Source organism: Vibrio sp. HM8-C, from assembly GCF_058630515.1.
The window spans coordinates 617,595-630,605 of the sequence record NZ_JBMMKS010000001.1; the positions used below are offsets into that span (position 1 = coordinate 617,595).

10 protein-coding genes and 4 tRNA genes are annotated in these 13,011 nt (G+C 43.2%); 12 read left to right on the forward strand and 2 right to left on the reverse strand.

The window, feature by feature from the left end:
* The first annotated feature begins 298 nt into the window (after positions 1-298).
* The 7 genes from uvrY (at position 299) to ACOSVQ_RS02860 (ending at position 4,043) form a co-directional block, all read left to right on the forward strand.
* Entirely contained in the window at positions 299-943 is a 645-nt protein-coding gene (uvrY, locus tag ACOSVQ_RS02830) for a UvrY/SirA/GacA family response regulator transcription factor (protein WP_042488427.1), read from the forward strand.
* Entirely contained in the window at positions 943-2,775 is a 1,833-nt protein-coding gene (gene uvrC / locus ACOSVQ_RS02835; protein ID WP_491981077.1) for an excinuclease ABC subunit UvrC, read from the forward strand. Before uvrY ends, uvrC begins: the two co-directional genes overlap by 1 nt.
* 46 nt (positions 2,776-2,821) lie before the next feature.
* Positions 2,822-3,379, forward strand: coding sequence for a CDP-diacylglycerol--glycerol-3-phosphate 3-phosphatidyltransferase (gene pgsA, locus ACOSVQ_RS02840; protein ID WP_491981078.1), 558 nt, complete (start codon positions 2,822-2,824; stop codon positions 3,377-3,379).
* 278 nt (positions 3,380-3,657) lie between these two features.
* Positions 3,658-3,731 (forward strand) — tRNA-Cys (locus ACOSVQ_RS02845).
* 2 nt (positions 3,732-3,733) lie between these two features.
* Positions 3,734-3,809: transfer RNA gene (locus ACOSVQ_RS02850), tRNA-Gly, on the forward strand.
* Between the two features lie 63 nt (positions 3,810-3,872).
* Positions 3,873-3,959, forward strand: a tRNA-Leu gene (locus ACOSVQ_RS02855).
* Between the two features lie 8 nt (positions 3,960-3,967).
* Positions 3,968-4,043: transfer RNA gene (locus tag ACOSVQ_RS02860), tRNA-Gly, on the forward strand.
* Between the two features lie 188 nt (positions 4,044-4,231).
* Here the strand turns inward: ACOSVQ_RS02860 and ACOSVQ_RS02865 are convergent.
* Positions 4,232-5,308 carry a PQQ-dependent sugar dehydrogenase gene (locus ACOSVQ_RS02865; RefSeq protein ID WP_491981079.1) on the reverse strand — a complete coding sequence of 359 codons (1,077 nt, stop codon included), beginning with the start codon at positions 5,306-5,308 and terminating at the stop codon, positions 4,232-4,234.
* Between the two features lie 251 nt (positions 5,309-5,559).
* Here ACOSVQ_RS02865 and ACOSVQ_RS02870 point away from each other — a divergent pair, with 251 nt between their 5' ends.
* The 4 genes from ACOSVQ_RS02870 to ihfA all read left to right on the forward strand — a co-directional run bounded on the left by ACOSVQ_RS02870 (position 5,560) and on the right by ihfA (position 11,130).
* On the forward strand, positions 5,560-6,669 hold the full coding sequence (locus tag ACOSVQ_RS02870) for a GGDEF domain-containing protein (RefSeq protein WP_491981080.1): 1,110 nt from the start codon (positions 5,560-5,562) through the stop codon (positions 6,667-6,669).
* Positions 6,670-6,968: 299 nt separating this feature from the next.
* Complete coding sequence (pheS, locus tag ACOSVQ_RS02875) at positions 6,969-7,952, forward strand: phenylalanine--tRNA ligase subunit alpha (protein WP_491981081.1); 984 nt, start codon at positions 6,969-6,971, stop codon at positions 7,950-7,952.
* Positions 7,953-7,970: 18 nt separating this feature from the next.
* Positions 7,971-10,358, forward strand: a complete 2,388-nt coding sequence (gene pheT / locus ACOSVQ_RS02880) for a phenylalanine--tRNA ligase subunit beta (protein WP_491981082.1) — start codon at positions 7,971-7,973, stop codon at positions 10,356-10,358.
* Positions 10,359-10,833: 475 nt separating this feature from the next.
* Complete coding sequence (gene ihfA, locus ACOSVQ_RS02885; protein WP_165311154.1) at positions 10,834-11,130, forward strand: integration host factor subunit alpha; 297 nt, start codon at positions 10,834-10,836, stop codon at positions 11,128-11,130.
* Between the two features lie 103 nt (positions 11,131-11,233).
* Here ihfA and ACOSVQ_RS02890 read toward each other — a convergent pair whose 3' ends face one another.
* A complete protein-coding gene (locus ACOSVQ_RS02890) occupies positions 11,234-12,007 on the reverse strand; it encodes a nucleotidyltransferase family protein (protein ID WP_491981083.1) in 774 nt (257 codons plus the stop codon).
* A gap of 319 nt (positions 12,008-12,326) precedes the next feature.
* Here ACOSVQ_RS02890 and ACOSVQ_RS02895 point away from each other — a divergent pair, with 319 nt between their 5' ends.
* Positions 12,327-12,974 carry a thiopurine S-methyltransferase gene (locus ACOSVQ_RS02895; RefSeq protein WP_491981084.1) on the forward strand — a complete coding sequence of 216 codons (648 nt, stop codon included), beginning with the start codon at positions 12,327-12,329 and terminating at the stop codon, positions 12,972-12,974.
* Positions 12,975-13,011 lie beyond the last annotated feature (37 nt).

A 13,011-nucleotide genomic window follows, 5' to 3' on the forward strand; every position in this document is an offset into this window, starting at 1 on the left:
GCGTATGCAATTAGGTAACGATATCTGTAGCAGAACAAGAGCTTGTTCAAAGTTCCTAAAAAAGTCACTTTTAATGTAAGAATACCCTGATATGTTTGTCTGGTTGCTCAACAAATTGATATTTTTATAGATTCTCAATTTGTGGCAATGCCTAGAAATAAGTGCTTGCTAAAGTTTGGGTTTGAGCACATATTCAGTGCGAGAAAAAAATCCGATTTTAAGTTAGACTAGGCAGCCAAGCTGTTATCCACTACTGCGGTGGGTGCAGAGCCAAATAGATAAGTGTGGAGATACAAGAGTGATTAGTGTTTTCCTTGTAGATGATCACGAGCTGGTTCGCACAGGGATACGACGTATTATTGAAGACGTCCGTGGAATGAACATAGCAGGGGAAGCTGATAGCGGTGAAGAAGCGGTAAAATGGTGTCGTAACAACCATGCAGATGTCGTGTTAATGGATATGAACATGCCTGGCATTGGTGGGTTAGAGGCTACCAAGAAAATTTTACGCGTGAATCCAGACGTAAAAATCATCGTATTAACAGTACATACCGAAAACCCGTTCCCAACTAAAGTCATGCAGGCTGGGGCTGCGGGCTATTTAACAAAAGGTGCCGCTCCTGACGAAATGGTTAATGCCATTCGTGTTGTGAACAGTGGCCAACGTTATATCTCTCCAGAAATAGCGCAGCAAATGGCTTTAAGTCAATTTTCACCTGCTTCTGAAAACCCATTTGCCGATTTGTCTGAACGTGAACTTCAAATCATGATGATGATTACTAAAGGACAAAAAGTTACCGATATTTCTGAGCAGTTGAATCTGAGTCCTAAAACCGTTAACAGTTATCGCTACCGCTTGTTTGCCAAGCTAGATATTGGTGGTGATGTTGAGTTAACGCACTTAGCTATTCGACATGGAATGCTAGACACAGAGAAACTCTAGTGTCTGAAGTGTTCGACTCGGTCTCATTTCTAAAGACTGTGACAGATCAGCCCGGCGTTTATCGTATGTATAACGCCGATGCTGATGTCATTTACGTCGGCAAAGCTAAAGACCTTAAAAAACGCCTTTCGAGTTATTTTCGTAAAAAAATCGACAGTGAAAAAACGCGTGCATTGGTAGGTAATATCGCCAAAATCGATGTGACGGTAACCCATACCGAAACGGAAGCGTTGATCCTCGAACATAACTACATCAAGCAGTATTTGCCTAAATACAACGTGTTGCTGCGTGATGATAAGTCATATCCTTTTATCTTCATTAGTGGGCACAAACATCCACGATTATCATTACATCGTGGTGCTAAAAAGCGCAAAGGTGAGTACTTCGGTCCTTATCCCGATGCTGGTGCGGTTCGTGAAACATTGCACCTGATTCAGAAAATTTTCCCAGTACGCCAGTGTGAAGATACGGTTTACAGTAACCGGACGCGTCCGTGCTTGATGTATCAAATTGGCCGCTGTGCAGGGCCTTGCGTAAAGAGCATTATTTCCGATGAAGAGTACGCTGAGCTGGTGGACTATGTGCGCTTCTTCCTGCAAGGGAAGGATAAGCAAGTACTCGAAATTCTTATTGAAAAGATGGAAAACGCCAGTCAGCAGTTAAGATTTGAACACGCAGCAAAATATCGCGATCAGATTCAGGCTATCCGTCGTGTTCAAGAACAACAATTTGTTTCTGAAGACAGTATGGATGATATGGATGTGCTTGGCTTTGCGCAGGAAAACGGCATTGCTTGTATTCATATTTTGATGATCCGTCAGGGTAAAATCCTTGGTAGTCGTAGTCATTTCCCCAAAATTCCAAACAATACTTCTCAAGAGGAAGTGTTTGAGAGTTTTCTCAGTCAGTACTACTTGAATCACAACGAAGCGCGGACAATACCGACTCGAATCATTCTTAACGAAGGTTTGCTTGAAGACTCTGTTCCTCTGCGCGAAGCATTACAACAAGTTGCGGGTAGGAAGATTACGTTCCATGTTAATCCTACAGGAACGCGAGCTCGTTACTTGAAGCTGTCGAATACCAACGCGTTAACGGCGATTACAACCAAGATTAACCACAAAATGACCATTAATCAGCGTTTTAAAGCGCTACAAGATGAGTTAGACATGGATAACATCAGTCGCATGGAGTGTTTCGATATTTCTCACACCATGGGCGAGAGTACCATTGCGTCGTGTGTTGTGTTTAATCAGGAAGGTCCAGTTAAACAAGAATATCGTCGTTATAACATTACTGGTATTACTGGTGGTGACGATTATGCTGCGATGGGGCAGGTGTTAGAGCGTCGTTATTCTAAGCAATTAGACGTAGAAAAAATCCCTGACATTATCTTCATTGATGGTGGTAAAGGGCAGCTTAATCGCGCCCATGAAGTGATCGCTAAATGTTGGGAAGATTGGCCAAAGCGCCCAAGACTGATTGGTATTGCGAAAGGTGTGACTCGTAAACCGGGTTTAGAGACATTAATTACCGTTGATGGCGATGAGTTTAACATGCCAAGCGACGCGCCTGCGTTGCATTTAATTCAACATATTCGCGACGAAAGCCATAACCACGCAATTGCTGGGCATCGAGCTAAACGAGGTAAAACTCGACGCACGAGTGCATTAGAGGGTATTGAAGGAGTAGGACCAAAACGTCGTCAAGCGCTGCTCAAATATATGGGTGGTCTACAGGAGTTGAAGAGGGCGACTGTCGAAGAAATTGCCAAAGTGCCGGGAATCAGTAATTCTTTAGCAGAAAATATTTATCAGGCATTGAAACAATAACAAAAATACATCACCATTAAACTGCAGTTGATAAGAGCCTAATAATATGCGTTTTAACATTCCCAACATTCTGTCTTTACTACGACTTTTTCTGATTCCAGTATTTATTGTCGTGTTCTATCTTCCCTATCAATGGGCTCCTTTTGCTGCTGCAATGGTGTTCTGGGTCGCGGGTTTCACCGACTGGTTAGATGGGATGTTGGCACGTAAACTTGGTCAAACTTCCCGCTTTGGCGCGTTTATCGACCCAGTGGCTGATAAAGTTCTAGTTGCTACCGCACTAATTCTAATCACCGAGTACTACCACAACATCTGGATTACTATTCCTGCTGTTACCATGATTGCTCGTGAAATCATTATTTCAGCTCTGCGCGAATGGATGGCGGAAATTGGCAAGCGTGCAAGTGTTGCGGTTTCTTGGATTGGCAAAGTAAAAACATTAACTCAGATGTTTGCACTTTGGGTTCTTATTTGGCGCTATGACGATTGGATGATCTGGTTAGGTTATGGCGCACTATACATCGCAACATTCCTAACTTACTGGTCGATGGCGCAATATTTGATGGCTGCCAAAGATGACCTTCTCAATGAAGAAAACCACTAAATCGATAGAAACGGGCGTAAGCCCGTTTTTTTATGCTTAGTGTTTTCGATTTCGTTATATCAGAAGATGTAAACGCTAGTTTAGTGGTTCTCAGTTTCAGTTATCTCATGGAAAACATAAGCTTTTTTGCTAACAAAATGACCAATTTGGTGCTTTTTGAATGCAAAATAGACAAACGATTTAAAATCAAAAAAATTGTGTTGACTCATTCTTTCGAATCCGTAGAATGCATCCCGTACTCAAGAGGAACGCGACAAAGCGAGTTTCTTGAAGTCGAAGGCGCGTTAGCAGAGTGGTTATGCACCGGATTGCAAATCCGTGTACATCGGTTCGATTCCGGTACGCGCCTCCATTGCGACACTAGCTCAGTTGGTAGAGCGCAACCTTGCCAAGGTTGAGGTCACGAGTTCGAACCTCGTGTGTCGCTCCAAATTAAATTGATATGGCGTAATGCGGTATCAAGATGACAAAAAGTCATCAAAAAGAATTGTGTGCCCTGGTGGTGAAATTGGTAGACACAAGGGATTTAAAATCCCTCGACTTTCGAGTCGTGCCGGTTCAAGTCCGGCCCGGGGCACCATACAAATTGCGACACTAGCTCAGTTGGTAGAGCGCAACCTTGCCAAGGTTGAGGTCACGAGTTCGAACCTCGTGTGTCGCTCCAAAATAAAGAAGCCTCGATTAATTCGAGGTTTTTTTATGCTCTGAAATTCAGAGCACACAATCTCATCTGTTAGAGCGCATACTTTGCCAAGGTTGAGGTCACGCCTTTTCGTTCAAAAGAATGGGAACCTCGCGTGTCGCTCCAAATAAAGAAGCCTCGATTATGTCGAGGTTTTTTATATCTGAAATTTAGCTTTCAGATAGTAAGCGATATATGTTGCCGCTGTCAGTGGTGAAATAGATCCACCCGCTAGGAGAGAGTTTTATATCGCGTATTCTCTCTTGTAGATCTTCCAATAATCTATCTTCTTTAACCGCTGAGTGATTGTCATCCATAGTAATCACATTGATATGTGTGAGTTTCAAAGCGCCAGTTAGCAGTTTGCCATTGAGGTTGGGATAACGGTTGCCTCTATAAAGCAATAAACCGCTTGGAGCGATAGACGGAATGTAAACTTTCGAAGGTGATTCAATACCTTTTGCTTCCTTGCTTTCACCCACATCTAGTGGACCCCAATATTCTTTGCCATACGAAGTTTTCGCCCAACCATAATTTGCGCCTTTCTTAATGAGATTAATCTCGTCTCCGCCTCTCGGACCATGCTCAATTTCCCATAAATCTTGGCTCTGCTGATCAAAATACAAGCCTTGGGGATTTCGGTGTCCAAAACTCCAAATCTCTGGGCGAGCGTTTTTAACTGCTACAAACGGATTATCTTTTGGAACACTACCATCAAGGTTGAGTCTGAGAATACTGCCTGCATGTGTTGAGAGATCTTGTCCATTAGGTCTTATTCCTCGGTCTCCTACAGTGAAAAGAACATGTTCATTGATGAAAACTATTCTGCTGCCAAAGTGGCGAGAAGTGTCAGAATTTGAAGTGGTGATCAGTAGGTCATTCCATTGTGTCACCTTACTTCCACTAAATTTCGCTATTGCTAATGTAGTATCAGCACCAGAGCTGGTTTTCTTACTGTAGGTGAAATAAAACGTTTGGTTGTCATAAGGGGAAATGGCGATATCGAGTAAGCCACCTTGTCCTTGTGCAGCAACATCGGTAACTTCAAGTAACTGCTTCTTTGTATTCGCTTTTAAGTCGACAATTAGAATTTTGCCATTACGTTCGGTGACTAGTGCTTGGGTTTCATTGATAAAACTCATACTCCAAGGAACCAGTAAACCCTCCATCACTTTTTCTGCTCGATATTGAGCAAGCGTAGGAATAGATAGCAAGGATAGACATATAAACAGTAACGTTTTCTTCATTGTGCATACTTAGCTTTGATAATTACTACAGGAAGCATAGCTAGGAACACTCAGTAATGCTTGAAAAGCAGGAGGGTGATTTGTGAACAAGTATTTCAATAAGCAAATGAAATTGAATCAAATTGTGCTTCAAATACAAATTTTCCTACAAGCTATAACGTATAGTGCTTAAATATTAAGTGTTAACATTACAAAATTTATGGGTATCTAAGTGTGAATTATTCGCACTGAATTGGAGAACAAAGAGCTAGATGAAATCGTTTGAATGGGATAAGCATTTTGAAACAGGTCTTAACGAGGTCGATGAACAGCACCTGTATTTGGTGGGGTTCGTTAATCAGTACGGAGGACTGTTATCAGAGAATAATGTGTCTACTGAAGACGTGCGTAAGGCGCTGTTTGAGTTAGCACGCTATGCTGAGTTTCATTTCAAAGAAGAAGAACAGTTAATGCGCGATGTCGGTATTGCTGATGAGCATCTCAGTGAACATATCCAAGTACATCGTTCCTTTATGCTCGAGATTAATAGTATGCAGGCTTTTATTGCCGACGACGATCATCGACCTGCGGTACTTCTGCTTGAGTTTCTCATTCATTGGCTGGCTTATCATATTTTGGGTATCGATCAGAGTATGGCGAGACAGGTTAGAGCGATAGAAGCGGGAGAAGATCCTTTCGAAGCTTATAAGCGTGAGCAACGAGAGAGAGATGCCGCTATCGAGCCGCTACTTAACGCATTAAATGGCCTGTTCCAGCAAGTTTCTGCTCGTAACAAAGAACTGGTGCGTTTGAACCAATCATTAGAAGACAAAGTAGAAGAACGTACCCGCCAGCTACATCGAGCTAACAAGCAATTAGAAAAGTTGTCATTGACAGACAGCCTGACCTCACTACCTAATCGACGTCAAGCGATGCAACAGTTACATGATTATTGGCATCGTTCTGTCGAGTTAGGTTCGGATCTTACTTGCATGATGATAGATGCAGACCATTTTAAACAAGTGAACGATACTTGTGGACATGAGGCTGGAGATGCTGTGCTGATAGAGTTCTCACGCTGTCTCAAACAGAGGTTTCGCAACGATGACATCGTATGCCGTTTAGGCGGTGACGAGTTCTTTGTTATCTGCCCAAACACCGATTTAGAAGGGGGCGTCCATATCGCGGAGCAAGTTCTCAAAGAAATTAACCAGTTGAATGTGGAATTTGGCGATGACGTTTGGTCTGGTAGCATGAGCGTCGGTGTGGCTCAGTTTCATCCTGAGATGAAAGAGTACACTGCACTGATGAGTCTTGCGGATAAAGCTCTGTATAAAGCCAAGCAGCTTGGACGTAATCAGGTGCGTTCGGCGAAATTCTAAGGTGTTTAAAGAGGGGCAAAAGCCCCAATTTTTTGGGTTTAAAACTACTTCATATCTAATGATTTGAGCATTCCGCTTTTCTGACTATCTTCTCCTCAAATTTCTTGCTTATTATTTAAACGAAAGTGCGCGTGAAGCGTATTTCAATTTGGCTTTGACGCCAGCTTTCGTTACTATGTACAGCTATTTGAGATATCCCAAGAAACCCATACGGTCACTCTTTATGACTCCCTTTTTTAGAGTCGAAGGAACCCTTTTGGGCTCCTTATGGAAACTGCTAATCAGCAGACGAGGAAACGATGCAACATCTACAAGAGATTATTGCTAATGCGACAGCGGCGGTTGAAGCTGCGTCGTCGTTAGTTGCACTTGATGAAGTGCGTGTTCAGTATCTGGGTAAGAAAGGCGAACTAACTGTTCAACTTCAAAGCCTAGGTAAGCTACCACCGGAAGAACGTCGTACAGCTGGCCAAGAAATCAACGTGGCTAAAGCTGAAGTTCAAAAAGTGATTGCACTGCGTAAAGACGCTCTGCAAAGTGCAGAGCTTGAAGTTAAGCTAGCGGCAGAAACCATTGATGTGACACTACCTGGTCGTCGCATTGAAAATGGTGGTCTTCACCCAGTGACTCGCACTGTCGAGCGTATCGAGAAGTTCTTTGGTGAACTAGGCTTTAGCACTGAGTCTGGTCCTGAAATCGAAGACGCATTCCACAACTTCGATGCGCTAAACATTGCGGAAGATCACCCAGCTCGTACTGACCACGATACATTCTTCTTCAACCCAGATTTGATGTTGCGTACTCACACTTCAGGTGTACAAATTCGTACGATGGAAAATGGTAAGCCACCATTCCGTTTCATCGCACCAGGCCGCGTATACCGTAATGACTACGACCAAACACATACCCCAATGTTCCACCAAGTAGAGGGTATGTTAGTGGATGAGAACGTAAACTTTGCACAGTTAAAAGGTATCTTGAATGATTTCCTTTGCAACTTCTTCGAAGAAGAAGTTGAAGTACGTTTCCGTCCTTCTTACTTCCCATTCACTGAACCTTCAGCGGAAGTTGACGTGAAAGGTAAAAACGGCAAATGGCTAGAAGTACTAGGTTGTGGCATGGTTCACCCGAACGTACTGCGCAGTGTTGGTATCGACCCTGAAAAATACTCTGGTTTCGCATTCGGTATGGGCGTAGAGCGTTTAACTATGCTTCGTTACGGCGTAAACGACCTACGAGCGTTCTTCGAAAACGATCTTCGTTTCCTTAAACAGTTCAAGTAATTCAAGGGTAGAGACACAATGAAATTCAGCGAATCATGGCTTCGTGAGTGGGTAAACCCAGCGGTTACTACTGACGAACTAACGCACCAAATCACTATGGCTGGTCTAGAAGTCGATGACGTACTTCCAGTTGCTGGCAAATTCACTGGCGTAAAAGTGGGTCACGTTGTTGAATGTGGTCAGCACCCAGACGCAGACAAACTACGTGTAACGAAAGTGGACGTGGGTGAGGCAGAGCTATTGGACATCGTTTGTGGTGCACCAAACTGCCGTCAAGGTCTAAAAGTTGCTGTTGCAACTGTGGGCGCAGTCCTTCCAGGCGACTTCACTATTAAGAAAGCGAAACTGCGTGGCCAACCTTCACACGGTATGCTTTGTTCATTCTCTGAGCTAGGTATTGATATCGATGCAGAAGGCATCATGGAATTGGCAGAAGATGCGGTTATCGGTACTGATTTCCGTCAGTTCCTAAGTCTAGACGACGTGACTGTTGATGTTGACCTGACTGCAAACCGTGCAGACTGTTTCAGCATTCGTGGTATGGCTCGTGAAGTGGGTGTTTTAAACCGTGCAGACGTGACTGAGCCTTCAGTTGCTCCAGTTGCTCCTTCAATTGATGATGTGGTTTCAATCGAAGTGAAAGCACCAGCAGCATGTCCACGTTACCTTGGTCGTATTATCAAGAACGTAAATGTACAAGCTGAAACGCCACTTTGGATGCAAGAGAAACTACGTCGTTGTGGTATTCGTTCGATCGATCCAGTCGTTGATATCACAAACTTCATTCTTTTGGAGCAAGGTCAGCCAATGCACGCATTTGACCTAGCGAAAATTGAAGGTGGTATCGTTGTTCGTCTTGCTGAACAAGGCGAGAAACTAACTCTGCTAGACGGTACTGAAGCTGAACTGAACGCTAACACACTTGTTGTTGCTGACCACAAACAAGCCCTAGCTATTGCGGGTATCTTCGGTGGTGAAAGCTCAGGCGTTAGTACTGAAACGAAAGACGTACTACTAGAGTGTGCATTCTTTGCACCTGATCATATCCGTGGTCGTGCTCGTAGCTACGGTCTACACACTGATTCTTCAATGCGTTTTGAGCGTGGTGTGGATTTCGCACTGCAAGTGAATGCAATGGAACGCGCAACACAGCTTCTTGTTGAAATCTGTGGTGGCGAAGTAGCACCTGTAGTAGCGGTTGAGTCAGAAGCTGACTTACCTAAGCCAAATACAGTATCACTGCGTCGTACTAAACTTGATAGCCTATTGGGCCACCACATTGCTGATGCAGAAGTGGTTGAGATCCTTGAACGCCTTGGTATGTCTGTTGAAACAACAGATGCAGGTTGGACTGCGACAGCACCAACATGGCGTTTTGATATTGCTGTTGAGCAAGATTTGATTGAAGAAGTTGGTCGTATCTACGGTTACAACAAGATCCCAAATCAAGCACCGATTGCAGCACTAAACATGAACGCTCAAAACGAAGCGAATTTGCCGCTTAAGCGTGTTCGTGACCTTCTTGTTGACCGTGGTTACCATGAAGCAATTACATACAGCTTCGTTGAGCCTGAGCAACAAAAACTGATCGTTAACGATGTTGAACCATTGATTCTGCCATTCCCAATTTCTGCGGACATGTCAGCAATGCGTTTAGGTTTAATTCAAGGTCTGCTAAACACCGTTGTTCATAACCAAAAACGTCAGCAGCCACGTGTTCGTCTGTTTGAATACGGTCTACGTTTCATCCCTTGTGAAACGGCTGAAAACGGTATGCGTCAAGAGCCGATGCTTGCAGGTGTTATTGCAGGTACTCGCGGTGAAGAACACTGGGGGATGGAAACAGCAACGGTAGATTTCTTCGATTTGAAAGGCGATCTAGAAGCTATTCTTGAGCTATCCGCGAATGAGAAAGCGTACAGCTTCGTTGCAACTCGTCATCCTGCTCTACACCCAGGTCAATCTGCTGCAATTATCGTAGATGGCAAGCAAGTTGGTGTGATTGGTACTGTTCACCCAGAACTAGAGCGTAAGTTTGGCCTGAACGGTCGCACAGTTGTGTTTGAAATCGAGTGGAATGCAATTAACTCACGTGTTATCCCTGAAGCGGCTTCGGTATCGAAGTTCCCTTCAAACCGTCGTGACATTGCTGTTGTTGTTGACGAAAACATTGCTTCTGGCGATATCGTAGCAGCATGTTATGCGTCTGGTGGCGAACTACTTAAAGATGCAAATCTATTCGACGTATATGTAGGCAAAGGTGTTGAAGAAGGTAAGAAGAGCCTTGCTATCGCACTGACTCTACAATCAGTTGAGCGTACGCTAGAAGAAGCTGATATTGCAGCGGCAGTAGAAGCGATTGTTAAAGCAGTATCTGAACAGTTTGGCGCTAGCCTACGAGACTAATTTAGTCTTAAAGTGATAAGACTATTAATGAGCAAAAGAGCAGGTTGTAAAACCTGCTCTTTTTTTGTCTGTTAAATGTGAAGTGAAGAAAAGAAAAAGAATTAAAGAAATTGTCTTCAAATTAGGAAATACGCTAATTTATTGATAAATAGCCAAATTATTGATAAAAATAACAGAGAATTTTCATTGCCTATCAATAAGAATAAAAATCTAAATATTGTATGTTTATTGAAGTTATTGGTTGAGCGTTGGTGATAATTTACTGTGTTATTAGTTTTTAATGTGCTTTTTATCGATATTATATGCGTTTGATTTAACAGAGGTTGAGGCTTGGGCCAAATAAAAAAGTTGGCGAAAATCATAAGCTTGGCATACACTTTTCTCGTAAAGCTGATATGTCGTTGATTGGCTAAACAAAATTGCTCTGGCGCTGTCGTTGGACAGCAAGGTTAAACATAGCTTTGAGGGAAGTTTTATGGCGCTCACAAAGGCCGAATTGGCTGAAAACCTGTTCGAAAAACTAGGGTTTAGTAAACGGGATGCCAAGGAAACGGTTGAAGTGTTTTTCGAAGAAATTCGTAAAGCACTAGAAGGTGGCGAACAGGTAAAACTCTCCGGTTTTGGTAATTTTGATTTACGTGACAAGAATGAACGTCCTGGTCGAAATCCAAAAACGGGTGAAGACATTCCGATTACCGCTCGACGAGTTGTTACGTTCCGTCCGGGGCAGAAATTAAAAGCCCGCGTAGAGAACATTAAAGTCGCGAAATAGTAGCCAGTATTAGACCACGCCAAGTTGCGTGGTCTTTTGTTATCAGTCCTGAAAAATGAATCAACCACCCGTTACTTATCTAGTAACAGGTGGTTGAATTGTTTTAAGCGGCTTGGATATGCGTGGTGATGTATGGCTGCCAAGCCTGTTGGTAAAGGTTTTTTGATTCGCTACGAATGCGGTTAATCTTAGCTGTTTCTAGTGACGTGTAAGACCGTTGCTCTCGTTTTGCAAGTCGTTCAATGTGCTGGATTTGTTCATAAAGTTTATGTTCAGCACCATTTTTCACGTCTGCAATTGCTTTTAAGTGAAACTGCACTTCCGCGATGATGCCAGTTTTAGGTAACTCAACCAGAATGTTTAAGTCCCGATACCCTGACGCAGCAGGGGTTTTGAATCGATTCTTCACTTTTACAATCGTTGCTTCTTTACTGAGGGTTTCATAGGCATCCATCAGACTAGAAATATCATTTGCTACGATTGTTGCTCGAGCTAAGTCTGTGATACGTGCAGTATCTCCATCCAGCTCAGTGTTCACTTTTTCCTTTGCTCTGTGAGCAGATTTAACACCTGCAAAATACGCTTCGGTTGATGTTAGTAGAGCAGTGCTTTTGCATAGCGTTTCCAGCTCTGCTTGGGCATAGTGTGATTTGCTATATAGAACATCGAAGTCATCGTATGGTTGATATACGGTTTCTTCGGTCGTTGAGATGGCATACAAACCGCTTAAGCTATGTTTGAAGCGCTGGGATGTAAGTTGATTTTCAAATTCTCCACCTTGTGCTTTTGATGGCATTGTCGGTGGTACAGCTGCGAACGCCGGTGCTCGGCTCAATACTAGAAGCATTAGGGCCGTGGTACGTAGGAACTGGCTCATTCACTCTCCTTGGTTTGTGCTGAAAAATCAAAAGTGGCATTTAAAGGCGCATTTTTCAGATTACAAAGCTAAGAAGCCGTACTAGTGATATGGAGCTACAACAGCCCAATTCAATCTCTTTTCCGAGTTCAATATTGTTATTGTCTAAAGGCTCACACTTTTCGCTTGTGTAAATAAGAGCTTTAACAGGGAGTTAGAGTTCCCATAGATGTTGTAAAAGAATGTAACGCATTATGTGGAATGAGATTTGACTATCTCTGCGAATAAGAAATGGGTACTCTTACGAGCCAATAATCGTAGACACAATTTGAGAGTATTGATGAAAGATCCCGAATTCTGGCATAGCAAATGGGCATCCAACCAGATTGGTTTCCACTTAGATGATGTTAATCCGCTGTTAATGGACCACTGGCACAAAACAGAGCCTAAAAGAGAAGAAAAGGTGTTTGTTCCTTTGTGTGGCAAGAGCGAAGATCTAATTTGGCTCGCGACGAAGCATGATGAAGTGCACGGCGTTGAACTCAGTACTATTGCGGTTCGTTCATTCTTCGCTGAGCATTTTTATACTCCGTTAGTGATTCAGGTAAATGGTCATCACGAGCTATATCAGTTTGACGAGCTTTCCATTTACACTGGCGATTATTTTACTGCTCCTGTCGGTACTTACGACATTGTTTATGACAGAGCGGCACTTATAGCGCTGCCTGAAGATATGCGTAAAGAGTATGTCGAACGCCTTAAATCGCTATTGAATCCGGGCGGGCGAATTTTGCTGGTGACATTAGACTATGAGCAGCATGAAATGGCAGGCCCTCCATTTAGTGTTCCTCAAGTTGAAGTTGAAGAGCTGTTTGCTGAGTTTCGTGTAGAAAGACTTTATCAAGATACGGCAAATGCTCAGCATCCTAAGAGAGCGAAAAAAGGTCTATCAAGATTTTCAGAAGAGGTCTGGCTGATTAAAAGCTAGCTCTAGAAAACAAAGAACCCAGCATTTGCTGGGTTCT